This window comes from Citrobacter sp. RHB25-C09 (assembly GCF_013836145.1).
GTDB lineage: Bacteria > Pseudomonadota > Gammaproteobacteria > Enterobacterales > Enterobacteriaceae > Citrobacter_A.
On the sequence record NZ_CP057483.1, the window covers coordinates 1,729,846 to 1,755,624 of the forward strand.

The window sequence follows — 25,779 nt, forward strand, 5'->3', positions numbered from 1 at the left end:
CGTTGTCTTTGCTACAGAGTACTGGAAGCGACTGACGCCGCAAGAGAAAGACGAAAAAAATGCAGCACAGTCCGAAATATCAGGAAGACGGCTGTTTCTCCACCCACTGCAAAAAATTGCTGCGGGTTTTAGGGTCTGCCTGACGGAACCAGTACTTCAGACGCTGTTCAGTCAGCGTCTGAGATTGCGGAGGGATAGTATCGAGCTCAGAAACACCGGAGAGCAGGGGGCTGTCATCGGCCATCTTCGTGGCAAACTGCGGCAGTGACGCCCGTTTTGCCGCTTTATTGTAGCGCTCGGTTTCAGCTTCATAATCAATGATTCTGGCTTTTGAGGTAATCGCCAGAATGTCCAGTCGCACGGGAATTGGCATAGCGTCGCCATCAAGAAGTTCCAGTCGTGGGGCGGCATCAAAATGGCTGGTTTCGCGCTCGCTTTCCAGACGAGGAAGATGAAAGTTAACCTGCCCGACACGCTGGGTATCAAAACTGATCACCAGCGGCGGCGAAATATAGAGCCGCTCCTCATGACTGGAGAAACGGATGGTTTTTTCAACACGAAAGACCACCTGATGTGGTCCGTTATCCAGTTCAATGCTGTCTGCACCGCGCAGAAGGGAGCTGGAAACTTTTTTTCCATCCAACACCAGCAGATCAATATCATTGGACAAGCGAAGACTCGTGGCGAAAACAGTTACCGGCAAACATACGGCAATCAACAGCGTCACAGTGCCGGTTTTCATAAGGTTCTCCTGTCCAAATACCACCCAAATAAAATGTGTCATTTTTTTTCGATTAACACGTTTACTAACATATAGACATATTTTGGATTTTTGCTCTCATACTTACGGGTGGGAGAGATGGTTGGGTTGTCAGGATTGTCGTACACTTTGCAAAACAGACTGGAGGATGATGATGAAAGAGAGCGATATTGTCGACATTTTGACGTCCACCCGGACGATTGCACTCGTGGGTGCAAGTGATAAACCTGACCGGCCAAGCTACCGGGTAATGAAATATTTGCTCGACCAGGGGTATCACGTCATCCCGGTATCCCCGAAAGTGGCTGGGAAAACGCTGCTCGGTCAGCCAGGTTATGCCACGCTGGCAGAAGTGCCGGAAAAGGTGGATATGGTTGATGTCTTTCGCAACTCAGAAGCGGCATGGGGCGTGGCGCAGGAAGCCATTGCCATCGGCGCGAAAACACTTTGGCTGCAACTGGGCGTCATTAATGAACAGGCTGCTGTGCTGGCGCGTGAGGCGGGGTTAACGGTGGTGATGGATCGCTGCCCGGCGATTGAGATCCCTCGTCTGGGGCTGGCGAAGTAAAAGAGAAGTGCTGGCCCGATAAGCAAAACGCTATCGGGCATAAGCAAAATTAAAACTCAGTTACGCAGGCGTGGCGCCTGCAACTGTTTACGGATGGTTTGCGCAAGCTCATCCATGGACGGTTGTTCCGGATGTTCGTCCTGCGTTTCGCTGCTTAGCTGTGCTTCAGCCAGATAAGTATGGACTGGCTGGCCGTCATCATCTTCCATCACCACGTGGTACCACGGAGCGGCACGAAGCTCGTCATTCACCGCCAGTTCGTCGGGGGACGGTTCTTCGAGCGAATAGACCGGGTCGATATCCACGACCACTCCGAGATAACCTAACAGGGAATGGCGGACCTGTTGGCCGATACCGAATTTGCTGGCAATCATAGTCACCTCCCGGGGATTCAATGCTCTATATATGAGGGTCGAATTCCACTTTTCAAGTTACATGACGCGACAGGCAAACCCTTTAAGATACAGCCCTTCCGGGTAGGGAGCGATCACCGGATGATCGGCGGCCTGACGGAACTGCTCTATAAATTGTACATCACGACCAGCATCTATTGCGGCATCTGCGATGATTTTCTGAAATAAATCCGTCGTCATCAGGCCGGAACAAGAGAATGTCAGCAGGATCCCGCCCGGATTCAGCAGTTGAATCGCCAGCATGTTGATATCTTTGTATCCCCGGCAGGCGCCCATCAGCTGGCTTTTGTTTTCAACGAATTTCGGCGGATCCATCACAATCACGTCGAATTTCTCACCTTCGTCTCGGTAGCGACGCAGCAACTTGAAAACATCATCGCGTACAAATTCAGCTTTACTCAGATCCAGCTTGTTAAGCTCAACGTTCTGTCTGGCGATATCCAGCGCGTCCTGAGACGTATCTACGCTGACCACCTGCTGGCAGCCGCCCATCAGTGCGGAAACGGCAAAGCCACCGGTATAGGAGAAGCAGTTCAATACCCGCTTATTTTCCACATAGCGGCGCGTAGCCAAACGGCTGTCACGTTGGTCGAGGTAATAGCCGGTTTTATGCCCGCCCTGAATATCCACCAGCAGCTTCATCCCGTGTTCTTCGATAGGCAGCAGAGCAGGAGGCAACTCGCCCGTGACCGGCCCCTGGGTCAGTTCCAAACCTTCTTTCTTGCGAACAGCGACATCGCTACGATCGTAAATCGCGCAGTCAGGGTAGAGCGTTGTCAGTGCGCTAATTAGCGCGGCACGTTGATATTCAGCTCCGGCGCTAAGCAGTTGCAGCACAAGGAACTTACCGAAACGGTCAATGGTCACGCCAGGCAGACCGTCGGATTCACCCGCAATAAGACGGTAGCTATCCAGACCGTCTTTTTTTGCAAGCCAGTCACGCCACTGCTGCGCCTGCTGGAGACGACGGGTGAAGAAAGCGATATCGACAGATTCAGTTTTGTCGAACGTCCAGACGCGTGCGCGGATTTGTGATGCAGGCGAATACGCACCACGGGCTAACCATTTACCCTGATGATCAACGATATCGATGGTTTCACCGAGGCTGGCTTTCCCTTCCATGCGGGTGACGGCACCGGAAAAGACCCACGGATGGCGGCGAAGTAATGATTTTTCCCGCCCTTTGGCTAACACTAAACGTACACTCATAATTTACTGCTCTGTTGTATCTAAGAAATGGGCGCCATTGTCCTGAGTTTCGCGCGGATTTGCAACGCGCCTGGATAAGAGAAAAGGAGGAAGTCATGGCAAAAGTCTGCATCATCGCCTGGGTTCATGGTCGGGTTCAGGGCGTTGGGTTTCGTTATACGACGCAGCACGAAGCGCGGAAACTGGGCTTAACGGGGTATGCGAAAAATATGGACGATGGGAGCGTTGAGGTTGTTGCCAGCGGCGAGGCGGAACAAGTTGAGAAATTAATGAAGTGGCTGAAAAACGGTGGGCCAAGCTCTGCTCGCGTTGACAGAGTTCTGAGCGAGCCACACCGTCCTCGCGAAGAGTTAACGGGATTCAGTATCCGTTATTAAATGCATTTCACCGGTTTAGGCAGGCCAGCAATTTTAGTGGCCTGTTTGGCTGGGCCTTTCGGAAACAGACGGTACAGATAGCGGCTGTTGCCTTTTTCTTCGCCAAACTTATTGGCCATTGCCTTAACCAGCATACGGATCGCCGGAGAAGTATTAAATTCCAGATAAAACTCCCGCACAAAGCGCACCACTTCCCAGTGTTCAGGGGAGAGCGTAATGCCTTCGTTTTCAGCAATGACCACGGCCAGCGGTTCGCTCCATTGGGTGGTGTCTTTTAAATAGCCGTCGTTATCGGTGGCGATTTCGTTACCTTCAAAAATCAACATAATTCTTCACTGCGTTATTCAGACGGTTGGCAGTTTACCAAAAAACAAAACCCCGCATAAGCGGGGTTCGTTATCTTGCCGCGTTGTTGTTAATCGCGGCTGGCGAAGCCCAGAATGCTCAGCAGGCTGACAAAGATATTGTACAGCGAAACATAGAGGCTAACCGTTGCACGGATGTAGTTGGTTTCACCGCCACGGATAATATTGCTGGTTTCAAACAGGATTGCGCCAGAAGAAATCAGGATAAACACCGCGCTGATCGCCAAATGTAACGCTGGCAGTTGCAGGAAAATATTCGCAACCATACCGATCAGTACGACCACAATACCTGCCATCAGCATACCGCCGAGGAAGGACATATCCTTACGGGTCGTCAGAACGTAAGCGGAGCAGCTAAAGAACACCAGAGCAGTTCCGCCCAGAGCCAGGGCGATCACATCACCCATTCCGGCAGAGAGATAGGCGTTCAGGATGGGTCCCAGGATGTAGCCCAGGAAACCAGTAAAGGCAAACGCAGAAAGAATGCCGACCGGCTTGTCCGCTGTTTTATAGGTCAGGAACATCAGGCCATACATACCCACCAGCGTAAGAATCAACCCAGGAGACGGCAGCATGAGCACAGTACTGGCTGTGGCTGTGATAGCGGAAAACGCCAGCGTCAGACTCAGCAGGAAATAGGTATTGCGCAGCACTTTGTGGGTGCTAAGTAGCGATGTACGGTCATGAGTAGAACTAACAATACGATCCATGAGTCACTCTCTTATGCATATGACAGATGTAATTAATGATGGAGGATAATGAAAAAATGTCTCTGGTACACAGCGGTTTTACCCATCTTTACTCATTTGATTTTAGTCATATTTAAACCTTCGCTGCTCCGAAGACGATGTGAACAGGGTAAACATGCTGATAAATTGGTCATTCTGTTGTTATTTCAGGCTATTAACACTATTTTGGCTGTTTTTCAGGCAAACGAACACATTCGGGCTTTACACGACGCATCGGGATGTTTATAGTGCGCCTCATTCCGGAAGTGTGGCCGAGCGGTTGAAGGCACCGGTCTTGAAAACCGGCGACCCGAAAGGGTTCCAGAGTTCGAATCTCTGCGCTTCCGCCAGATAAAGATAAGGGGTTAGCTTAATGCTAACCCCTTTTTCTTTTGTCTTTTTCTCCGCTTTTCAGCCTCTTCGACTTTGTAAAATCCGCATTCAGTCCTATAGTCCACAGAGTTTCTTTGTTAACAGGATCCGCTGATGCACGTAAATGGACTGACAAAAGGTTTCTTCCTCTTCCTGCTGGCCATGGTGACATGGTTTTTTTTCGATGTGCTGTCACCCTATTTTTCGGCCATTTTGTGGGCGGCGATTTTAACCGTGATTTTTTATCCGGTTAAAAATAAGCTCAGGACGGCGCTGGGGGAACGAAATGGACTGGCCTCGCTGCTCACCCTCGGCATTATTTGCCTGATAGTGTTTATCCCATTAACGCTGGTTTTCTCTTCGCTCGCCGTTGAACTGAATACGGTTTACGTGAAGTTACAGAACAATAACGCGGAGTTTCCGGAAGTGGTGGCGAGCTTATTAGCCCACATGCCGGAATGGGCGCGTGAATTTCTTGCCGGTTACGATCTCGATAGCGCCGCTAAAATTCAGCAAAAACTGTCTGAGGTGGCATTAAAAGGCGGTCAATCGCTGGCGGGTAGCGCATTTCTGATTGGCAAAGGCACCTTTGGTTTCGCCGTTAGCTTCGGTGTGATGCTGTACTTACTCTTTTTCCTGCTGAAAGACGGACCTTTCCTGGTTCGCCAGATACTTGACTCCTTGCCGATGTCGGATTTCGTCAAGCAGCACCTTTTTGCCAAATTTGCGGCGGTCTCCCGGGCGACGGTCAAAGGCAATATTGTGGTTGCGATCGTACAGGGGACGTTAGGCGGGATCGCCTTTTACGTCGTCGGTATTGAGGGCAGCATTTTGTGGGGCGCGCTGATGGCGTTTTTGTCGCTGATCCCGGCAGTGGGCTCCGCTATTATCTGGGTGCCGGCAGCCATCTTTTTGTTTGCAACGCACCAACTCTGGCAAGGATTGTTTATTGTTGGGTTCTTCGTCCTGGTGGTCGGACTGGTGGATAATATCCTGCGCCCGCTTCTGGTCGGAAAAGATACAAAAATGCCCGATTACCTGATCCTGATTACCACGCTGGGCGGAATGGAAATATACGGTCTGAACGGTTTTGTCATTGGACCGCTCGTCGCTGCGCTGTTTATTGCCTGCTGGAATATCCTCTCCGGTCGCGATCACGCCGGTAATACCGAGGAAATTGATAAAGACTTTATTGAAGACGGTATCGCCGACGACACGCCTGAAAATCGCGAATGAGATAGCAAAAAGGGCCCCTGAAACACCAGAGGCCCTCATGCTTAATGGCTTATCATTCTTGCTTCCGGAATCAGCCGGTACCAGAGATGTTCTGGCACCGGGCTTTCCCAGACGCCCAACAGCATAGCCAGTGCGACCATCGTAAACAGGATCCCCAACACCAGCAGCGTCATTGTCATGCCGGATAACGCCCACCGGTTTTTATCGGCACTGCCCGTCGGCGTTTTCAGCGAAAAACTCAGCGTTGAGGCGACAGGGCAGGATTCCACGCAGGTCATACAGCCTGTACATTCCACGCTCCGGACCTGAATCAATCGGTCCACCGGAATACGTGAAGGGCAGTTTTGCGCACATTTTCCGCAATCAATACAGGTCTGTGCGTTACGGCGAATTTTAACCGGAGAGAGCAAGGATAGCAGGCCAAGCAGGGCACCATAGGGGCATAAATAGCGGCACCAGGCGTTGCGAATAAATAAACTGACGACCACCAATAGCGCGACGCTTAACAGCGTGATTGTGCCAGTGTGACGAAAGAAATCGAGCATTTTGACATCAATAATAATGCCGTAGGCTGACATCAGGAAATACTGAATACCCTGTGCTGGCATCGACAGGGAAATATAAAGGAAAAAACTGAGCAGTAAATATTTCAGACCGCGTAAAGGAATATCCAGCCAGCGGGGAACCCGAAAGTTGTGGCCAAAAAGTTTCTTCCCGATGTCGGCTATCAGTTCAGAGAGTGTGCCGATAGGGCATAACCATGAGCAGAACGATTTTTTCAGCAGCAGGCTTATGAGCATAAACGCGGTCAGTAACAGCATCGCCGGGGCATGGAGAGGGGGAAGCAATCCCGTTTCCAGCGTATAGCGAATATTCATTAAACCTGCGATGGGTAGCCAACCCTCAATACCACCAGGGCGCGGAAGATACAGCGTCGCGCCGCCAGTTTCGTAAAATCGAACCCAGTAGTAAAACGTTATGCCAATATAAATATTAATCGCGAGCAATAATAACTGGGTGGCTCTGCGCCAGGTCGAGGCATTGCGCCAGTCATTCCAGGGGAGTTTGCCACCCGTTGTTCCCGGGCGACGCTGCCAGCGCGTTCTTCTTTTATCGCTCATGGCCAGTTTTTCCATAAAGTGGCATTTTAAATACCACTACTCTAGGCGTATTTTCTCACCCTGGCGTTGATTTATATCATTGGCTGATAAAAGGGCAGCTTGCGCTGCCCATTGATTATGGATGTGCGATGAAACGCGAAAGACGCATACGCAGCAGATGATTTTCCTGGCGTAGTCGACTGTTTTCTTCCAGTAGCGTGAGCGCGACAGCGATCCCTGGCCAGTCGAGTGCCAGTTCCTGGCGTAGTCGCAGGGCGCGTTTGACGATCGAGACGGCGCGATCGTCAAACAGCCAACGGTCGTCCGGCGCTACATCGGGTTCGATGACGCCCAGCCCCACGATTTCGCTGAGATCTTCTTCCGTTACGCCGGTGTGCAGGCAAAATTCAGTTACCGTAAAGGTGATGGTGACGTTAGCCATTATGCTCTCCCCCAGTCTTTGCGCGGATCAAACCCAGGCTGCGCCTCAGCTAATTGTGTCCACAGCGCTGCCGTGGCGTCATCCGGTTTAGGCGGCATCACAATTTTAATTACGACGTATAAATCGCCGGTCTGCTTTTTGCTCACCAGCCCCTTACCTTTAACGCGTAGCCGCTGTCCTGCCTGGGCACCAGGAGGAATTGTCACAAGAATGCGCTCTTTCAGCGTTGGAACGGGGATCTTCGCCCCCAGCGCAGCTTCCCACGGCGCGACGGGAACGACAATTTCGAGATCCTGATTAATGACATCAAACAAGGGATGTGGAGCGATGTGGATCACCAACCACAAATCACCGTTTGGCCCGCCGTTTTCGCCGGGTGTGCCTTGACCCTTCAGGCGAATGCGCTGACCGTTGCCCACACCCACTGGGATCTTCACGTTTAGCGTTTTTGGTATTTCGCGTTCTAACATACCAAATGCATTGTAGACGGGGAGGTTATAGCTGATGGTCCGGCTGTGTTCTTCGAGGGTTTCTTCCAGAAAAACGGCGACCTCAATTTCGATGTCATGGCCGCGGCTGGCATGTCGCTGCCGCGACTGCCGGGCATGCTGACCAAAAATAGAGGAAAAAATATCGTCAAAGTCCTCGGCATTATAGCTTTGGCCTTCACTCTGGTGAAAAGCACGGTTGAACTCTGGGTCGTTGCGATGCTGCCAGAGCTGATCGTATTCGGCACGTCGCTGTTTATCGCTCAGCACTTCCCAGGCTTCGGCAATCTCTTTGAATCGGGCTTCGGCATCAGATTCTTTGCTCACGTCGGGGTGATATTTTCGGGCCAGTCGGCGGTAAGCGGTCTTGATAGTCTTGAGATCGTCCGTCGGCTTTACGCCCATAATGGCGTAATAATCCTTTAATTCCATAGCGTTCTCTCGGTTTAATCAATACAGACTGAAGTAATCCCTGAAAAGGTGACTCCGGTAAGTGTAGGTTATCCCTGTCAATGATGTATGCCAACCGTCTCTCCTCACTTATGGGCAATTTTGCGGAAGCGTTCCCGGAAATATGTCATTTATCTGTCACACTTAAGACGCGTGAATAACAACAAGGGGCTAAAAGGATGAAGAAAACAATAATCGCCGCCGCCGTGGCAGGGGTTGTAATATTGTCATCAACCGCGCAGGCGCAGACGACACCAGAAGGCTACCAGCTCCAGCAGGTGCTGATGATGAGTCGCCATAACTTACGCGCGCCGTTGGCGAACAATGGCAGCGTACTGGAACAATCCACACCTAATAAGTGGCCTGAATGGGATGTGCCTGGCGGGCAACTCACCACCAAAGGCGGAGTACTGGAAGTCTATATGGGGCAATATCTACGCGAATGGCTGGCGTCCCAGGGGATGGTGAAGTCGGGCGAGTGCCCGGCGCCGGACACCGTTTACGCTTATGCAAATAGTTTGCAACGGACGGTCGCCACCGCGCAGTTCTTTATCACTGGCGCATTCCCCGGTTGCGATGTCCCGGTCCATCATCAGGAAAAGATGGGCACAATGGACCCGACATTTAATCCGGTGATCACCGATGACTCAGCAACTTTCAGCGAGAAAGCGGTCCAGGCGATGGAAAAAGAGCGCAGCCGTCTGCAACTGGATGAAAGCTACAAGCTGCTGGAGCAGATAACAGATTACAAAAACTCGCCATCGTGTAAGGAAAAACAGCTGTGTTCGCTAACTGGCGAAAAAGATACTTTCAGCGCGAAATATCAGCAGGAGCCGGGCGTGTCGGGCCCGCTGAAAGTCGGTAACTCTCTGGTTGATGCCTTCACGCTACAGTACTACGAAGGCTTCCCGATGGATCAGGTCGCCTGGGGTGAAATCAAATCCGAAATGCAGTGGAAGGTGTTGTCGAAGCTGAAAAATGGCTATCAGGACAGCCTGTTTACCTCGCCGGAAGTTGCCCGCAATGTCGCGCATCCGCTGGTTAAGTATATCGATAAAGTCCTGGTCACCGAGCGGACCAACGCACCGAAAATCACCGTGCTAGTGGGGCATGACTCCAATATCGCGTCATTGCTGACGGCGCTGGATTTTAAACCGTATCAACTGCATGACCAGAACGAGCGCACGCCGATTGGCGGTAAAATTCTCTTCCAGCGCTGGCATGACAGCAAGGCGAATCGCGATCTGATGAAAATTGAATATGTGTATCAGAGTTCAGAACAGTTACGTAACGCCGACGTTCTGACGCTGAAATCCCCGGCACAGCGCGTGACGCTGGAGCTGAAAGGATGCCCGATTGATGCAAACGGCTTTTGCCCGGTGGATCAATTCGATAGCGTACTCAATGAGGCGGTAAAATAAAACGCAGGGTCCCCCGCGTAAGCGGGGGAATAAGCGGACTAGACGTTTTTACGTTCGATGGTTTGTTCGCCCCAGAACAGCGAATCTTTATCGGTTTTACTAAAGGCTTTGATTAACACTTCGTCGCTACCTTCTTCCCAAATTTTCTCTGCCAGTTTCTCGTCATATCCGGCAACTTCAAATATGGCTTCGGCGATTTCCGGTGATGTATTACGCAGACTCGCCCATTCGCCGACGCGATGAGCTTTCGCTTCTTGAGTTGGCATTATTACCCTCCTGTTGAAGTTCAGCCGTTGAGTTTAACTGCCAGACCAGCGACATATTCGCCCTGATAACGTGCGATAGACAGTTCTTCCTGGCTTGGCTGACGCGAGCCGTCTCCGCCAGCAATAGTGGTTGCACCGTACGGGGTACCGCCGCGTACCTGTGATACGTCAAACAGTTCTTGTGCGGCATATCCAATAGGCACGATCACCATCCCATGATGGGCAAGTGTAGTCCATGTCGAGGTAATGGTTTGCTCCTGGCCGCCGCCCGTACCCGTAGAACTAAAGACGCTGGCGAGTTTGCCGTACAGCGCCCCAGAGGCCCACAGCCCGCCCGTCTGATCCAGGAAGGTACGCATCTGGCCGGACATATTGCCAAAGCGCGTAGGGGTACCAAAAATAATGGCATCATAATCGGCCAGTTCCTGCGGGGTGGCGACGGGGGCATTTTGCGTTTTCCCCCCGGCCCTGGCGAAGATTTCAGGTTGCATCGTTTCCGGTACACGCTTCACGATGACATCTGCACCATCCACTTTGCTTGCTCCTTCTGCTACAGCATGCGCCATCGTTTCAATGTGTCCGTACATGGAATAATAAAGCACCAGAACTTTTGCCATTGTCCTACTCCTCGGGTTAATCGTATCCGTAGCGATTCGCTACCTCTCTTTAAAGATATGACGTGATAGTCAGAGTGCAAACATCCCGACCATTTATTTGATTTATAACAATTTTCAATTAGCGGTCGCTTGTAGCAAAATGAAACATATTTCATGCGCAAAATTTCATCAATCATAAGAGTGGCTTATTGATTAAGCGGGGCGATTATTTACGCTATCAGGTTTAAGCTGTTGCAGAATATTACGAGATTCAGACCGATCTGCCTGTATTGCCTAAGCTTAATTTCACGCGGTGATGTTCCTGGCATCAGCCATCTGCCGCTTGAGGAGTCAATCCTCAGAACCTATGCAATATGATGTCTAACCAATGACGGAGGTCAGTAATGGCAAACCATCGTGGCGGTTCCGGTAATTTTGCAGAAGACCGTGAAAGAGCATCAGAAGCAGGTCGTAAAGGTGGCCAACATAGCGGGGGCAATTTCAAAAATGACCCGCAACGCGCCTCTGAAGCAGGTAAAAAAGGGGGCAAAAACAGTCACGGTAACCGCGATAGTTAGCGGCAGGTGACAGGCTCCTGAAAACCTCATGTTGCAGAAATTTCTGCTTTATGAAGGTGACGCCGCCGGATAATCCGGCGGTTTTTTTTGCCTGTAAGGTTGAACAGAATGAAAACCCCACGCAGACTATGCGCCATTTCCAGATTCATCATGTGAATTAATATCCGGGTGCAGAGCAAGGAGAGGGGCATGGTTCAACGTGCTGAGAAAAAAACGGGGAAACGGTCGCTGGCCGTCAGCGCGAAGCGACAGGCCATATTAGCCGCCGCATTAAATGCCTTTTCGCAATATGGGATCCACGGCGCGCGCATTGAGCAAATTGCCGAGCAGGCTGGAGTGTCCAAAACCAATCTACTTTACTACTACCCGTCAAAAGAGGCGCTTTATGTCGCCGTGTTGCGCCAGATTCTGGCTATCTGGCTGGCACCCTTAAAAGCATTTCGCGAAGATTTTGCCCCGCTGGTGGCGATTGAGGAATACATCCGCCTGAAACTGGAAGTCTCTCGCGACTACCCGCAGGCTTCACGCCTTTTCTGCATGGAGATGCTGGCAGGCGCGCCGCTGCTGATGGGCGAGTTGACGGGAGATTTAAAAGCATTAATAGATGAAAAATCAGCGCTGATTGCCGGATGGGTGAAAAGTGGCAAGCTGGCGCCTGTTGACCCGCATCATCTGATCTTCATGATTTGGGCCTCCACGCAGCATTACGCCGACTTCGCCCCACAGGTGGAGGCGGTGACGGGCGCAACGCTGCATGATGAAACCTTTTTTAACCAAACGGTTGAAAACGTTCAGCGCATGATCATTGAGGGGATCTGCGTCCGTTAGCCTGCGGGCGGCAGCGGGCAACTCAGATCGCCTTCTTCACATTGCAATAATGAGGCAAGAAACGCTTCGCGCTCGGCCGTTTTATCGGCGAGACACTGACTGGCGATCATCGGCTGGATACTACCGCCTTCGGTGCCAGAACTGATCAAAGCGCAGTCCGCGTCGCGCACGGCTATCCAGGCTACCTGCGCTTTTTTCAGTAGTTCACGCTGCGGGGCCTCTGCGCGTTTCAGCGCGTTCTGGAAGGTTTCGTTCAGCTTTTTATCGATTGCCTGATATTGCGCAGCGGCGCAGGAATTCATTTCTATTTGCGTGCTGGCATTGGCGCAATCATCGGCCAGCGCCTGACTGCTGAGCAGCAGTGCTGCGCAGGTAAGTAAAATTCGATTCATGTTCCTCTGGCTCCAAAAAATTACCGACGCCCTTAAAGATAAAAATAGGCCCGGTAAGCGCAAGCGCCACCGGGCATTTTCCGGAGCCTTAATTAAGCATAGCTTTAGCCAATTGTCATCAGACTTGCGTTACCTCCGGCAGCCGCTGTGTTGACGCTCAGAGAACGTTCAATATACAGACGCTCCAGCAGGATATTGCTCTCCCCATGGGCAAACCCTTGCACCGAAATAATCGCACCTTCGCGGGCAGCGACCGCTTCACACAGCGCCCGGAGCTGATCGGAATCGCCGTGGAAAATGACCGCGTCGAACGGCTGCGAGGTCAGGCTATCGGATTTGGCAAATTGAATACGACCGGAAACGGCAGCAGGTAGACGTTTTGCCAGCTCGCGATGGAAAGCATCATCTGACCACAGAATCTGACTACCAACCGACAGTACGGCAGCCAGTTGCACCAGCGCATCCTGTTCATTGTCTGCGACACACAGAACGCGTTCACGCGGTAGCAGCGTCCAGGTGTTGCGCTCGCCGGTGGGACCCGGCAACAGGCGTTGGGTACCCGCCTGCGCCAGTTCGCCATACTGCTGGCACAGCTGGCGCAGAGCAGGTCGGTCTGCCGCCCATTCACTTAACGCTTCCAGCGGCTGGATCAATGCGGCTTTCAACTGTGCGTCGACAGGATACTCGGCATCCTGACGCGCCAGGGTCGTTGCCAATGCATCTTCCGGACGGTTAGCCAGCAGGCGGTAGAGATAAAGCGGCCCACCGGCTTTCGGCCCAGTTCCTGAAAGTCCTTCTCCGCCGAACGGCTGCACGCCGACAACGGCACCCACCATATTGCGGTTAACGTACAAGTTACCAACGTGTGCAGAACCGGTGACCTGCGCAATGGTTTCATCAATGCGGGTATGAACACCCAGCGTCAGACCATAGCCAGAGGCATTAATCTGTTTAATCAGCGCGTCAAGCTCGCTACGGTTGTAGCGCACTACGTGCAGAACCGGGCCGAACACCTCTTTTTGCAATTCATCAAAGCTTTCCAGCTCGATCAGCGTCGGGGCGACAAAAGTACCGCTCTGCCATTCACGGGCATCGTCGCTGTTTTCACGCACGGCCTGGAACACGGTGCGACCTTTCGCGCGCATTGCCTGAATATGGCGCTCAATGTTGGCCTTCGCTTCGTTGTCGATCACCGGTCCGATATCGGTGGTCAGGCGTCCAGGGTTACCCATCCGGCATTCCGCCATCGCGCCACGCAGCATTTTCAGCGTATGGTCAGCGATATCATCCTGCAAGCAAAGGACGCGCAGGGCGGAACAGCGCTGACCGGCACTGTCAAACGCAGAAGCCAGCACATCCACAACCACCTGTTCGGTGAGGGCAGAGGAGTCAACGATCATCGCGTTCATCCCACCGGTTTCGGCAATCAGCGGGACAGGACGACCCTGAGCATCAAGACGGGTAGCGATATTACGTTGCAACAGCGTCGCCACTTCAGTTGAACCGGTAAACATTACGCCACGTACGCGGTTATCGGAGGTTAACTGCGCACCCACCGTTTCACCACGACCCGGTAGCAGTTGTACCACGCCCGGCGGTACGCCGGCTTCCAGCAGGATTGCGATCCCCTGAGCGGCAATCAGCGGCGTCTGTTCTGCCGGTTTTGCCAGTACGCTGTTGCCAGCGGCAAGCGCGGCGGCAATTTGCCCGGTGAAGATTGCCAGCGGGAAGTTCCATGGGCTGATGCACACCACTGGACCGAGTGGACGGTGCGTTTCATTATCAAAGTCATCGCGAACCTGGCCTGCGTAATAATGCAGGAAATCGACCGCTTCACGCACTTCGGCGATGGCGTTACTAAAGGTTTTACCTGCTTCACGCACCAGAATGCCGATAAGCTGCTGCATCTGGCCTTCCATCAGTACGGCAGCACGGTGCAGAATTGCCGCGCGTTCTTCTGGTGGGGTGGCGAACCAGATCGGCGCATTATTCACTGCGCTTTGCAGCGCCAGTTCCACTTCTGCTTCGGTTGCTTCACGCGCAAAACCGACAATGTCTTTCGGTTCTGCCGGGTTAATGACCGGGCTCATCTCACCTTCGGCAACGCCCTGTTCCAGCATCGGCAGTGCCCGCCATTTTTGCAGGGCGCTGTTCAGCAGGGCAGAGGAGAGCGAGGCGAGGCGATGTTCGTTAGCGAGATCCAACCCGGCAGAGTTGTCCCGACCTTTACCGTACAGATCGCGCGGCAGGGCAATTTTCGGATGCGGCAGACCGGTTTGTCCTTCCTGCAGTGCCAGTTTTTCAACGGCTTCAACCGGGTCGGCCACCAGTTCATCCAGCGGCAGGGTAGTATCCGCGATGCGGTTAACAAATGAGGTGTTAGCGCCGTTTTCCAGCAGACGACGCACCAGATACGCCAGCAGCGTTTCATGGGTTCCTACCGGAGCATAAATGCGGCAAGGGCGGTTAAGTTTACCATCTGCCACTTTACCGGTGACTTGCTCGTACAGCGGTTCACCCATGCCGTGCAGGCACTGGAACTCATACTGGCCCGGGTAGTAGTTCTGTCCCGCCAGTTGATAAATCGCGGCCAGAGTATGGGCGTTATGGGTCGCAAACTGCGGGTAGATCAGGTTTGGCACGGCGAGCAGTTTCTTCGCGCAGGCGAGATAGGAAACGTCGGTGTAGACCTTGCGGGTGTAAACCGGATAGCCTTCCAGACCGTCCATCTGGGCGCGTTTGATTTCGCTGTCCCAGTAAGCGCCTTTCACCAGACGAATCATCAGACGACGACGGCTGCGCGTTGCAAGGTCAATCAGGTAGTCAATGACGAATGGGCAGCGTTTCTGATACGCCTGAATCACGAAACCAATACCGTTCCAACCCGCCAGTTCAGGTTCAAAGCACAGTTTTTCCAGTAGATCGAGAGAGATCTCAAGACGGTCGGCCTCTTCGGCGTCGATGTTAATGCCCACATCATACTGACGAGCCAGCAGGGTCAGGGATTTCAGGCGCGGATAGAGTTCCTCCATCACCCGGTCATACTGCGCGCGGCTGTAACGCGGGTGCAAGGCGGAAAGCTTGATGGAGATGCCTGGGCCTTCATAGATGCCACGCCCATTGGAGGCTTTGCCAATCGCATGAATCGCCTGCTGGTAGGAAACCATATAGGCCTGGGCGTCGGCTGCGGTCAGGGCGGCTTCGCCTAACATGTCGTAAGAGTAGCGGAAGCCTTTCTCTTCCAGCTTGCGGGCGTTTGCCAACGCTTCAGCGATGGTTTCACCGGTGACGAACTGTTCGCCCATCAGACGCATTGCCATATCCACGCCTTTGCGGATCAGCGGTTCACCGCTCTTACCGATAATACGGTTCAGGGAACGCGACAGGTTGGCTTCGTTATGGGTCGACACCAGTTTGCCGGTAAACAGCAGCCCCCAGGTTGCTGCGTTAACAAACAGCGACGGGCTACGACCAATATGTGACTGCCAGTTGCCGTTGCTGATTTTGTCGCGGATTAACGCATCGCGCGTGGCTTTATCCGGGATACGCAGCAGCGCTTCGGCCAGACACATCAGGGCGACGCCTTCCTGTGAGGAGAGGGAAAACTCCTGCAACAGGCTCTGGACCATGCCCGCACGACCGGAAGCCGTTTTCTGGTTACGTAATTTTTCTGCTAACTGATACGCCAGCTTGTGCGCCTGTTCAGCCACCGGCTGTGGCAGGCGAGCCTGTTCCATTAGCATCGAAACAGCATCGGTTTCTGAACGGCGATATGCTGCGGTAATAGCAGCACGAGAGACTGACTGCGGCAGGATCTGTTCGGCAAAATCAAGGAAAGGCTGATGGCTTTCCTCCTGCGGCAACCCTGGTTCATCGCCTTCATTAGCAGCACCTGCCAGCAGCGCGGGCAGTTCAGGCAGGACGTCATCTTGTTCCAGCTTTTCCAGATAATTAAAGATTGCCTGTTTAATGAGCCAGTGCGGGGTACGGTCAATTCGCGTAGCCGCTGACTTAATACGCTCGCGCGTGGCGTCATCCAGTTTAACCCCCATCGTGGTGGTTCCCATGACTTCTGCTCCTGTTATTCAATAAGGTCCTGCTGATAGTTATCGAGAAATATCTACTATGTTGCAACTTTGTGCAACCACGTTAAATGTGACCTGCATAGCAAGCTTAAAAATGAATGAAATGTTAATAAAAGAAAAAACAATGACCCCAGGAAAAGTCATAACGCTATTATTTTCTCTGCGGCACTTAACACTTTTTAAAGGTGCAACCGGCAAAAATGTGAGAGAGTGCAACCTGCCAGAAAATAGTGTTCATCTGCGTTAAGTTTTGATGTAAATGATGTGTTAAATCGATTGTGAATAATCCGCGCATCCGGCAGGATACGGTCGCCTGGAAAATACAACACGCTTTGCCACGTTCCGGCAGAGTAATAAAACAGAGAATCTGGAGAGTCTTAATGGCAATTAGCACACCGATGCTGGTGACGTTCTGTATCTATATTTTTGGCATGATACTGATTGGGTTTATCGCCTGGCGTTCAACCAAAAACTTTGATGACTACATTTTGGGTGGGCGCAGCCTGGGGCCGTTTGTGACGGCGTTGTCTGCCGGGGCTTCTGATATGAGCGGCTGGTTGCTGATGGGCTTACCGGGCGCCATTTTTCTGTCCGGTGTTTCGGAAAGCTGGATTGCCATTGGCCTGACGCTGGGGGCGTGGATCAACTGGAAGCTGGTTGCCGGACGCCTTCGCGTACATACCGAGCACAATAACAATGCTCTGACGCTGCCGGACTATTTCACCGGTCGTTTTGAAGATAAAAGCCGGGTGCTGCGTATAATCTCCGCGCTGGTTATTCTGCTGTTCTTTACTATCTATTGCGCATCGGGAATCGTGGCAGGCGCGCGTCTGTTTGAAAGTACCTTTGGCATGAGCTACGAAACAGCACTGTGGGCTGGTGCCGCCGCAACGATTATTTATACCTTCATTGGCGGGTTCCTCGCGGTGAGCTGGACGGACACTGTGCAGGCCAGCCTGATGATTTTTGCACTGATCCTCACGCCTGTTATGGTGATCATCAGCGTGGGTGGCTTTGGCGACTCGCTGGAAGTGATCAAGCAAAAGAGCATTGAGAACGTAGACATGCTCAAGGGGCTGAACTTTGTCGCCATTATTTCCCTGATGGGCTGGGGACTGGGCTACTTCGGTCAGCCACATATTCTGGCGCGCTTTATGGCGGCAGATTCACATCACAGCATCGTCCATGCGCGTCGCATCAGCATGACCTGGATGATCCTGTGTCTGGCGGGTGCCTGTGCCGTTGGCTTCTTTGGTATCGCTTATTTCTCAACACACCCGACGCTCGCTGCTTCGGTTAATCAGAACTCCGAGCGCGTATTTATCGAGCTGGCGCAAATCCTGTTTAACCCGTGGATTGCCGGCATCCTGCTGTCTGCCATTCTGGCCGCCGTCATGTCGACGCTGAGCTGCCAGTTGCTGGTGTGCTCCAGCGCCATTACTGAAGATCTGTACAAAGCCTTCCTGCGCAAAGGTGCCAGTCAGCAAGAGTTGGTATGGGTAGGGCGTTTCATGGTACTGGCGGTTGCGCTGGTGGCGATTGCGCTGGCTGCAAATCCGGAAAACCGCGTGTTGGGTCTGGTCAGCTATGCGTGGGCCGGCTTTGGCGCTGCGTTTGGTCCGGTGGTTCTGTTCTCTGTCATGTGGTCACGCATGACCCGCAACGGCGCGCTGGCCGGAATGATTATCGGCGCGTTGACCGTCATCATCTGGAAGCAATTTGGCTGGCTGGGACTGTACGAAATTATCCCAGGCTTTATCTTTGGCAGCATCGGGATTGTGGTCTTCAGTTTGTTGGGTAAAGCGCCGTCTGCCACGATGCAGCAGCGTTTTGCTGAGGCCGATGCGCATTATCATTCTGCGCCACCGTCGCGTCTCCAGGAAGGTTAATACCTCCCACTCTGTTCTCATCAGGCCCGCCGCGTGCGGGCTTTTTTATGGATGAAAATCTCTGCCCGCCATAAAAACCCTTACCGTGATAAGTTTTTACATTCTGACATCATTCTCACTACATTCTGCTTGAGTTTTCTCTTGCCGTAATGATAATCACTATCACTGTAATTTACCTTTCTTTGCATCAATTGACTAAGAATAACGCTTAAGGACCTTTGGCATGTTTGTTCCGTTTCTCATTATGTTGCGTGAAGGGCTGGAAGCCGCACTGATTGTCAGCCTGATTGCCAGTTACCTGAAGCGCACCCAACGCGGGCGTTGGATTGGTGTGATGTGGGTTGGCGTTCTCCTCGCTGCGGCACTGTGTCTGGCGCTCGGGATATTTATTAATGAAACCACTGGTGAATTTCCGCAGAAACAACAGGAGCTGTTCGAAGGTATCGTGGCGGTTATTGCCGTCGTGGTTCTGACCTGGATGGTGTTCTGGATGCGTAAAGTGTCCCGCAACGTGAAGGTTCAACTGGAGCAGGCCGTTGATAATGCATTACAGCGTGGCAATAACCACGGCTGGGCGCTGATCATGATGGTTTTTTTTGCCGTTTCCCGTGAAGGGCTGGAGTCTGTCTTTTTCCTGCTCGCCGCATTTCAACAAGACGTTGGGATCTGGCCGCCAGTAGGCGCACTGCTGGGACTGGCAACGGCGGTTGTGCTCGGCTTCCTGCTTTATTGGGGCGGTATTCGTCTTAATCTCGCTGCATTTTTCAAATGGACCAGCCTGTTTATTCTGCTGGTGGCTGCGGGTCTGGCGGCGGGGGCGATTCGCGCCTTCCATGAGGCCGGCTTGTGGAACCACTTTCAGGACATCGCGTTCGATATGAGTGCAATTCTCTCCACGCACTCGCTGTTTGGCACGCTAATGGAAGGCATTTTCGGTTATCAGGAAGCGCCGAGCGTCAGTGAGGTCGCGGTCTGGTTTATCTATCTGGTTCCGGCATTAGCGCTTTTTGCGATGCCGTCGCGCGCAGGTACAACGGCGTCCCGAACAGCGCCTTAACGCTGGGCGACGCAGATATTTGGTTAGTTACAACATACTTATTTAAAGGATTAGTCATGACGTATAACTTCCGCCGTAGTGCGCTCCAGCTTGGCATGGCTGCGCTGTTTGCCTCCGCTTTTACCACCCAGGCCGCTGATGTTCCGCAGGTCAAAGTGACCGTGACCGATAAACAATGCGAGCCGATGAACATCACGGTGAATGCGGGCAAGACGCAGTTCATTATTCAGAACCACAGCCAAAAGGCGCTGGAATGGGAAATTCTCAAAGGCGTGATGGTCGTTGAAGAGCGTGAAAACATTGCTCCGGGTTTTAGCCAGAAAATGACTGCTAATTTGCAGCCTGGTGAATACGACATGACCTGCGGCCTGCTGACCAACCCGAAAGGGAAACTGATCGTTAAAGGTAGCGCGACGGCGGACGCCGCCCAGAGCGATGCGCTGCTGAGCCTGGGCTCGGCAATTACCGAATATAAGGCGTATGTGACAGAAGAAACCGCACAACTGGTGACCGGAACCAAAGCCTTTACAGATGCGATCAAGGCCGGTGACATTGAAAAAGCGAAGACTCTGTATGCGCCAACACGTCAGCACTATGAGCGTATCGAACCGATTGCCGAACTCTTCTCCGACCTCGACGGTAGCATCGATGCCCGTGAAGATGATTACGAGCAAAAGGCCGCCGATCCGAAATTTACCGGTTTCCATCGTCTTGAAAAGGCACTGTTTGGCGACAACAACATTAAAGGGGCGGAAAAGTATGCCGACCAGTTGAATACCGACGTGCTGGATCTGCAAAAACGCATTAGCGAACTGGCTTTCCCGCCGTCAAAAGTGGTGGGTGGCGCAGCGGCGTTGATTGAAGAAGTCGCGGCGACCAAAATCAGTGGTGAGGAAGAACGCTACAGCCGCACCGATCTATGGGATTTCCAGGCTAACGTCGACGGTGCGCAAAAGATTGTGAATCTGCTGCGTCCACAGTTACAGAAATCGAATGCTGAGCTGCTGGCGAAGGTCGATGCTAACTTCAAAAAAGTCGATACCATTCTGGCTAAATACCGTACCAAAGAGGGTTTTGAAGCCTACGACAAACTGACTGATGCTGACCGTAACGCACTGAAAGGCCCGATCACCACACTGGCAGAAGATCTCGCACAATTACGCGGCGTTCTGGGTCTGGATTAAGCTATGCAAGACGATGATAAGAACGGCGTGAGCGAACCGTCACGCCGACGTTTGTTAAAAGGTATGGGGGCGCTCGGTGGCGCGCTGGCCCTGACGGGGGGATGTCCGGTCGCGCATGCGCAAACGCCGCAAAGCGCGCCGGGGACCTTATCGCCAGATGCACGAAGCGAAACGCAGCCCTTTTATGGCGCGCATCAGGCGGGGATCCTGACACCTCAACAAGCCTCAATGATGCTGGTGGCGTTTGACGTACTGGCCAGTGATAAAGCCGATCTCGAACGTTTGTTTCGCCTGCTGACACAGCGAATCGCCTTTTTGACCTCCGGCGGACCGGCACCAGAAACGCCGAACCCACGTTTGCCGCCGATGGACTCCGGGATCCTCGGTGCCTTCATTGCGCCGGATAACCTGACGATGACACTCTCGGTGGGGCATTCGCTGTTTGACGCGCGCTTTGGCTTAGCCGCGCAGTTGCCAAAGAAGCTGCAAAGAATGGTTCGTTTTCCCAATGACTCGCTCGATGCAGCCTTATGTCATGGCGATCTACTATTACAGATTTGCGCCAATACGCAGGACACGGTGATTCATGCGCTTCGCGATATCATTAAACACACGCCAGACTTGCTCAGCGTTCGCTGGAAGCGGGAAGGGTTTATTTCTGACCATGCTGCCCGTAGTAAAGGTAAAGAGACACCGGTGAATCTGCTCGGCTTCAAAGACGGCACGGCTAATCCTGACAGTCACGACGCGAAGCTGATGCAGGAAGTGGTTTGGGTCACCGCGGAGCAGGGGGAACCCGCCTGGGCAACGGGGGGAAGTTATCAGGCCGTGCGGTTGATCCAGTTCCGCGTTGAGTTTTGGGACCGAACGCCGCTAAAAGAACAACAGACCATTTTTGGCCGCGATAAGCAGACCGGCGCACCGTTGGGGATGCACAACGAACACGACGTGCCGGATTACGCCAACGATCCGGAAGGTAACGTCATTGCGCTGGATAGTCATATCCGTCTGGCGAACCCGCGCACGCCAGAAACACAGTCAAACCTGATGATGCGCCGGGGGTATAGCTATTCGCTTGGTGTCACCAACTCCGGCCAACTGGATATGGGGCTGCTGTTCGTCTGCTACCAGCATGATCTGGAAAAAGGTTTTCTGACTGTGCAAAAACGCCTGAACGGCGAAGCGCTGGAAGAATATGTGAAGCCTATCGGCGGCGGCTATTTCTTTGCGCTGCCGGGGGTAAAAACTGCCGATCGCTATCTGGGGCAGACGCTGCTGGAAGCCTGATGCCAATCCCCATCCTGCGATGGGGATTTTTTTAGGATTCATACATTGAAATAATTTAGTCATGTTTTTGTAAGAGACTGAGCTAAGCAAAAAGAGATTCAATAGTTAAAATATAGTAAATGCAATGTTGCATTAATGGTGATTTCTGTTGTATTTATACAGAGTAGCGGTAGTTCCCGGCAGTGATGCTCATTCACTATGGAGATCGCGGATGGTAAGGTCCTGTACTGGACATGTTAATCAAAGCCTAAGCCGTACCTTACTCGGAATTCCTTCCTCCGATAGTCATTTCGTCACCGCTAAATTCCTGACACCTCCTTCTTTTTCCCCAGTTACCGACGCCGTATACGGTGCGCGTAGCCGCATGTGGCGTCTCTTCAACAAGCAAGCTATGGCTTACAAGGAAGCCAACCCTCAGATGTTTGTGCGCATAATCGCGCTGGTAACGGCGCGTGTGATGAATACCAACAACTCAAGGTGCTATCCATGGGAAGACAAAAAGCAGTGATCAAAGCTCGTCGTGAAGCCAAACGTGTGCTGAGACGGGATTCACGCAGTCATAAACAACGTGAAGAAGAGTCGGTCACCTCGCTTGTGCAGATGAGTGGCGTAGAAGCAATTGGTATGGCGCGTGACAGTCGCGACACCACACCAATCATGGCGCGTAATGAAGCTCAATCGCACTACCTGAATGCTATCGAGAGTAAACAGCTGATTTTCGCGACGGGCGAAGCCGGGTGCGGGAAAACCTGGATCAGTGCGGCAAAAGCAGCAGAGGCTCTGATACATAAAGATGTTGAAAGGATCATCGTTACCCGTCCAGTTTTGCAGGCTGATGAGGATCTCGGCTTCTTGCCTGGCGATATATCGGAGAAATTTGCTCCGTATTTCCGGCCGGTCTATGACGTGCTAGTCAAGCGGTTGGGCGCATCTTTTATGCAATATTGCCTGCGACCTGAAATCGGTAAGGTGGAAATCGCGCCGTTCGCTTATATGCGCGGACGTACATTTGAAAATGCGGTGGTTATTCTTGACGAGGCTCAGAATGTCACTGCTGCGCAGATGAAGATGTTTTTAACTCGCCTCGGGGAGAACGTGACGGTGATTGTGAATGGGGATATTACTCAGTGCGATTTACCCGCCCACGTTCAGTCAGGATTAAGCGATGCGCTGGCGCGCTTTAAAGAAGATGAGATGATAGGCATTGTCCGCTTCGGCAAAGACGATTGCGTTCGCTCGGCGTTGTGCCAGCGAACGCTGCATGCTTATAGTTAAAGGTTGTGTGCGTTCAGAGCCCGGGAAACCGGGCTTTGTTTTTTGGGGATAGATTTGCCGTCAGGGCGTGTGTGGGTTTGTAGGCCGAATAAGGCGGAGCCACCATCCGGCACATTGCCCGGTGGCGCTGTCGCTTACCGGGCCTACGGTCGGGGCGTGTGTGGGTTTGTAGGCCGGATAAGGCGGAGCCGCCATCCGGCAAATTGCCCGGTGACACTGTCGCTTACCGGGCTTACGCTCGGGTGTTCTCATCCCCCCTCAGGGAGAATATAAAAGAAAAGAGCCGATACATAAGTACCGGCTCTCATCTGAAATATGGCGGTGAGGGGGGGATTCGAACCCCCGATACGTTGCCGTATACACACTTTCCAGGCGTGCTCCTTCAGCCACTCGGACACCTCACCATATTGTTGTTCCTGAACTGCTGGAACGGGCGCTAATTTAGGGAAATACGCCGCCTGCGTCAATTAACTTTTCGAAAAAATCATTCGTTTACACAATCTTCCATCAACCTGGAGATTAATTAAGCGGAAACTGCTTTTTTTACCAGCGGCGGTGATTTTGTTATGCTGGTAATCCCCTTGAAAACGATGACAATAAGTGCGGCAAGCACCGCACAACAACACGCAGGAGTCTTTATGGATATCATTTTCTATCACCCTACATTCGATACTTCATGGTGGATCAAAGCCCTGGAAAAGGCCATCCCCACCGCCAAAGTCCGCGAGTGGAAGCAGGGCGATAACGATCCGGCAGATTATGCGCTCGTCTGGCACCCACCGGTAGAAATGCTGGAAGGGCGGAAACTGACAGCGGTCTTTGCCCTCGGCGCGGGTGTGGATTCGATCCTCAGCAAACTCAAAGCCCACCCCAATATGCTCGATATGTCGATTCCTCTCTTTCGCCTGGAAGATACCGGAATGGGCTTACAAATGCAGGAATACGCCGTAAGTCAGGTGCTGCACTGGTTCCGCCGTTTTGATGATTACCAGGCACTTAAAAATGCGTGTCAATGGCAGCCGCTGGCGGAGTACTCACGCGAGGAGTTTACCATCGGTATTATGGGGGCGGGTGTTCTGGGCGGTAAGGTGGCTGAGAGTCTGCAAACCTGGGGATTCCCACTGCGCTGTTGGAGCCGCAGTCGCAAAGCGTATCCGGGCGTCGAAAGCTTTGCGGGTCAGGAAGAACTGGGTGAATTCCTTAGCCAGACGCGAGTCCTTATTAATCTCCTGCCCAATACCGCCGAAACGGTTGGCATCATCAACAGCGAATTGCTCAATCAACTTCAGGACGGCGCGTATTTGTTGAACCTGGCGCGGGGTGTTCATGTTAATGAAGACGACCTGTTGGCCGCGTTGAATAGCCACAAGCTGAAGGGCGCAATGCTGGATGTCTTTAGCCGTGAGCCATTACCCGTGGATAGCCCCTTGTGGAAACATCCGCGCGTAGCGATGACGCCGCATATTGCTGCCGTAACGCGCCCTGCAGAAGCCGTGGAGTACATTTCACGGACCATTGCCCAGCTTGAAAAGGGTGATGCGGTGACTGGCCAGGTGGATCGTGAGCGCGGCTACTGAGGCCGGGTCGGTAACGTTGGGTTTCGACTAAAAAACGCTGGCGATTCCTGCTATCCTTGTGGCAAATGACTTCAGGAGAGAAATATGTATCCCGTTGACCTGCATATGCATACCGTCGCCAGCACCCACGCCTACAGTACTCTGAGCGATTACATCACCCAGGCCAAACGTCAGGGATTGAAATTGTTCGCCATTACCGATCATGGTCCGGACATGGCCGATGCGCCGCATCACTGGCATTTCATAAATATGCGTATCTGGCCGCGTGTGGTCGATGGGGTAGGGATCCTGCGCGGCATCGAGGCAAATATCAAAAATATCGAAGGTGAAATTGACTGTACGGGTCAAATGCTCACCTCGCTGGATCTGATCATTGCCGGTTTCCATGAGCCGGTTTTTGCCCCTCAGGATGAAGCCACCAACACGAAGGCGATGATTGCGACAATGGCCAGTGGTGTCGTACATATTATTAGCCACCCTGGAAATCCAAAATATCCTGTCGACATCACCGCCATCGCCCAGGCTGCGGCGAAATATCAGGTCGCGCTTGAGATTAACAACTCCTCTTTCCTTCATTCCCGAAAAGGCAGCGAAGCCAATTGTCGCGCAGTAGCGGCTGCGGTGCGCGATGCCGGCGGCTGGGTTGCGTTGGGGTCGGATTCGCATACCGCCTTTACGATGGGGGATTTTAGTGAGTGCCGTAAAATCCTTGATGCGGTCAACTTCCCGGAAGAGCGTATTTTAAACGTAACGCCGAAACGGTTACTGAATTTCCTGGAAATGCGCGGAATGGCGCCCATCCCTGAATTTGCAGAACTATAAACATAACAAGCTGG

25 protein-coding genes and 2 tRNA genes are annotated in these 25,779 nt (G+C 52.6%); 14 read left to right on the plus strand and 13 right to left on the minus strand.

Annotated elements, in window-relative coordinates; genetic code table 11:
* Positions 1-79 precede the first annotated feature (79 nt).
* The gene (locus HVY19_RS07980; RefSeq protein ID WP_181683794.1) at positions 80-742 is read right to left on the minus strand and encodes a DUF2057 family protein; all 663 of its coding nucleotides are present in this window, start codon (positions 740-742) and stop codon (positions 80-82) included.
* Positions 743-914: 172 nt separating this feature from the next.
* Between HVY19_RS07980 and HVY19_RS07985 the strand changes: the two genes are divergently transcribed.
* Positions 915-1,328 carry a CoA-binding protein gene (locus tag HVY19_RS07985; RefSeq protein WP_181684239.1) on the plus strand — a complete coding sequence of 138 codons (414 nt, stop codon included), beginning with the start codon at positions 915-917 and terminating at the stop codon, positions 1,326-1,328.
* A gap of 56 nt (positions 1,329-1,384) precedes the next feature.
* On the opposite strand, the gene hspQ is transcribed toward HVY19_RS07985, so the two are convergent.
* Positions 1,385-1,702 carry a heat shock protein HspQ gene (hspQ, locus tag HVY19_RS07990; protein ID WP_042287987.1) on the minus strand — a complete coding sequence of 106 codons (318 nt, stop codon included), beginning with the start codon at positions 1,700-1,702 and terminating at the stop codon, positions 1,385-1,387.
* 57 nt (positions 1,703-1,759) lie between these two features.
* Positions 1,760-2,950, minus strand: coding sequence for a 23S rRNA (cytosine(1962)-C(5))-methyltransferase RlmI (rlmI, locus tag HVY19_RS07995; protein WP_181683795.1), 1,191 nt, complete (start codon positions 2,948-2,950; stop codon positions 1,760-1,762).
* A 95-nt stretch (positions 2,951-3,045) separates the two neighbouring features.
* Between rlmI and yccX the strand changes: the two genes are divergently transcribed.
* Positions 3,046-3,327 (plus strand): acylphosphatase, encoded by a 282-nt coding sequence (gene yccX, locus HVY19_RS08000; RefSeq protein WP_181683796.1) that lies wholly within the window; start codon positions 3,046-3,048, stop codon positions 3,325-3,327.
* Here the strand turns inward: yccX and tusE are convergent.
* Together tusE and yccA are read right to left on the minus strand one after the other, a co-directional pair.
* Entirely contained in the window at positions 3,324-3,653 is a 330-nt protein-coding gene (gene tusE / locus HVY19_RS08005) for a sulfurtransferase TusE (protein WP_181683797.1), read from the minus strand. The genes yccX and tusE overlap by 4 nt on opposite strands.
* An 89-nt stretch (positions 3,654-3,742) precedes the next feature.
* Positions 3,743-4,402 carry an FtsH protease modulator YccA gene (yccA, locus tag HVY19_RS08010; protein WP_181683798.1) on the minus strand — a complete coding sequence of 220 codons (660 nt, stop codon included), beginning with the start codon at positions 4,400-4,402 and terminating at the stop codon, positions 3,743-3,745.
* Between the two features lie 280 nt (positions 4,403-4,682).
* Between yccA and HVY19_RS08015 the strand changes: the two genes are divergently transcribed.
* Both HVY19_RS08015 and HVY19_RS08020 read left to right on the plus strand, forming a co-directional pair.
* Positions 4,683-4,770 (plus strand) — tRNA-Ser (locus HVY19_RS08015).
* 136 nt (positions 4,771-4,906) lie between these two features.
* Positions 4,907-6,028 carry an AI-2E family transporter gene (locus HVY19_RS08020; protein WP_181683799.1) on the plus strand — a complete coding sequence of 374 codons (1,122 nt, stop codon included), beginning with the start codon at positions 4,907-4,909 and terminating at the stop codon, positions 6,026-6,028.
* A 41-nt stretch (positions 6,029-6,069) separates the two neighbouring features.
* On the opposite strand, the gene HVY19_RS08025 is transcribed toward HVY19_RS08020, so the two are convergent.
* The 3 genes from HVY19_RS08025 to cbpA form a co-directional block, all read right to left on the minus strand.
* Positions 6,070-7,149, minus strand: coding sequence for a 4Fe-4S binding protein (locus tag HVY19_RS08025; RefSeq protein WP_181683800.1), 1,080 nt, complete (start codon positions 7,147-7,149; stop codon positions 6,070-6,072).
* Positions 7,150-7,264: 115 nt separating this feature from the next.
* A complete protein-coding gene (cbpM, locus tag HVY19_RS08030; protein WP_181683801.1) occupies positions 7,265-7,570 on the minus strand; it encodes a chaperone modulator CbpM in 306 nt (101 codons plus the stop codon).
* A complete protein-coding gene (cbpA, locus tag HVY19_RS08035) occupies positions 7,570-8,490 on the minus strand; it encodes a curved DNA-binding protein (RefSeq protein ID WP_181683802.1) in 921 nt (306 codons plus the stop codon). The genes cbpM and cbpA overlap by 1 nt, the downstream gene beginning before the upstream one ends.
* A gap of 197 nt (positions 8,491-8,687) precedes the next feature.
* Here cbpA and agp point away from each other — a divergent pair, with 197 nt between their 5' ends.
* Positions 8,688-9,929 (plus strand): bifunctional glucose-1-phosphatase/inositol phosphatase, encoded by a 1,242-nt coding sequence (agp, locus tag HVY19_RS08040; RefSeq protein ID WP_181683803.1) that lies wholly within the window; start codon positions 8,688-8,690, stop codon positions 9,927-9,929.
* Positions 9,930-9,967: 38 nt separating this feature from the next.
* Here agp and HVY19_RS08045 read toward each other — a convergent pair whose 3' ends face one another.
* Together HVY19_RS08045 and wrbA are read right to left on the minus strand one after the other, a co-directional pair.
* A complete protein-coding gene (locus tag HVY19_RS08045) occupies positions 9,968-10,195 on the minus strand; it encodes a YccJ family protein (protein ID WP_181683804.1) in 228 nt (75 codons plus the stop codon).
* Positions 10,196-10,215: 20 nt separating this feature from the next.
* Entirely contained in the window at positions 10,216-10,812 is a 597-nt protein-coding gene (gene wrbA / locus HVY19_RS08050) for an NAD(P)H:quinone oxidoreductase (RefSeq protein WP_181683805.1), read from the minus strand.
* A gap of 383 nt (positions 10,813-11,195) precedes the next feature.
* On the opposite strand from wrbA, the gene HVY19_RS08055 reads away from it, so the two are divergent.
* Both HVY19_RS08055 and rutR read left to right on the plus strand, forming a co-directional pair.
* Positions 11,196-11,369 carry a general stress protein gene (locus tag HVY19_RS08055; protein ID WP_181683806.1) on the plus strand — a complete coding sequence of 58 codons (174 nt, stop codon included), beginning with the start codon at positions 11,196-11,198 and terminating at the stop codon, positions 11,367-11,369.
* Between the two features lie 189 nt (positions 11,370-11,558).
* A complete protein-coding gene (gene rutR, locus HVY19_RS08060; RefSeq protein ID WP_181683807.1) occupies positions 11,559-12,197 on the plus strand; it encodes an HTH-type transcriptional regulator RutR in 639 nt (212 codons plus the stop codon).
* Here the strand turns inward: rutR and HVY19_RS08065 are convergent.
* Both HVY19_RS08065 and putA read right to left on the minus strand, forming a co-directional pair.
* The gene (locus HVY19_RS08065) at positions 12,194-12,589 is read right to left on the minus strand and encodes a lysozyme inhibitor LprI family protein (RefSeq protein ID WP_181683808.1); all 396 of its coding nucleotides are present in this window, start codon (positions 12,587-12,589) and stop codon (positions 12,194-12,196) included. The two genes, rutR and HVY19_RS08065, sit on opposite strands and share 4 nt — an antisense overlap.
* Before the next feature lie 104 nt (positions 12,590-12,693).
* On the minus strand, positions 12,694-16,656 hold the full coding sequence (gene putA / locus HVY19_RS08070; RefSeq protein ID WP_181683809.1) for a trifunctional transcriptional regulator/proline dehydrogenase/L-glutamate gamma-semialdehyde dehydrogenase: 3,963 nt from the start codon (positions 16,654-16,656) through the stop codon (positions 12,694-12,696).
* Positions 16,657-17,054: 398 nt separating this feature from the next.
* Here putA and putP point away from each other — a divergent pair, with 398 nt between their 5' ends.
* From putP to phoH, 5 genes are all read left to right on the plus strand, one after another.
* Positions 17,055-18,563 (plus strand): sodium/proline symporter PutP, encoded by a 1,509-nt coding sequence (gene putP, locus HVY19_RS08075; RefSeq protein WP_181683810.1) that lies wholly within the window; start codon positions 17,055-17,057, stop codon positions 18,561-18,563.
* 223 nt (positions 18,564-18,786) lie between these two features.
* Positions 18,787-19,620 carry an iron uptake transporter permease EfeU gene (gene efeU / locus HVY19_RS08080; protein ID WP_181683811.1) on the plus strand — a complete coding sequence of 278 codons (834 nt, stop codon included), beginning with the start codon at positions 18,787-18,789 and terminating at the stop codon, positions 19,618-19,620.
* A gap of 56 nt (positions 19,621-19,676) precedes the next feature.
* A complete protein-coding gene (efeO, locus tag HVY19_RS08085) occupies positions 19,677-20,804 on the plus strand; it encodes an iron uptake system protein EfeO (RefSeq protein ID WP_181683812.1) in 1,128 nt (375 codons plus the stop codon).
* Positions 20,805-20,807: 3 nt separating this feature from the next.
* Positions 20,808-22,091 (plus strand): iron uptake transporter deferrochelatase/peroxidase subunit, encoded by a 1,284-nt coding sequence (gene efeB / locus HVY19_RS08090; protein ID WP_181683813.1) that lies wholly within the window; start codon positions 20,808-20,810, stop codon positions 22,089-22,091.
* Positions 22,092-22,577: 486 nt separating this feature from the next.
* Positions 22,578-23,366 carry a phosphate starvation-inducible protein PhoH gene (gene phoH, locus HVY19_RS08095; RefSeq protein WP_181683814.1) on the plus strand — a complete coding sequence of 263 codons (789 nt, stop codon included), beginning with the start codon at positions 22,578-22,580 and terminating at the stop codon, positions 23,364-23,366.
* A gap of 316 nt (positions 23,367-23,682) precedes the next feature.
* Here the strand turns inward: phoH and HVY19_RS08100 are convergent.
* Positions 23,683-23,770: transfer RNA gene (locus HVY19_RS08100), tRNA-Ser, on the minus strand.
* A gap of 234 nt (positions 23,771-24,004) precedes the next feature.
* Here HVY19_RS08100 and ghrA point away from each other — a divergent pair.
* Together ghrA and HVY19_RS08110 are read left to right on the plus strand one after the other, a co-directional pair.
* Positions 24,005-24,943: a glyoxylate/hydroxypyruvate reductase GhrA gene (ghrA, locus tag HVY19_RS08105; protein ID WP_181683815.1), complete on the plus strand. Its 939-nt coding sequence runs from the start codon at positions 24,005-24,007 to the stop codon at positions 24,941-24,943.
* Between the two features lie 84 nt (positions 24,944-25,027).
* A complete protein-coding gene (locus HVY19_RS08110) occupies positions 25,028-25,765 on the plus strand; it encodes a phosphatase (RefSeq protein WP_181683816.1) in 738 nt (245 codons plus the stop codon).
* The last annotated feature ends 14 nt before the right edge of the window (positions 25,766-25,779 follow it).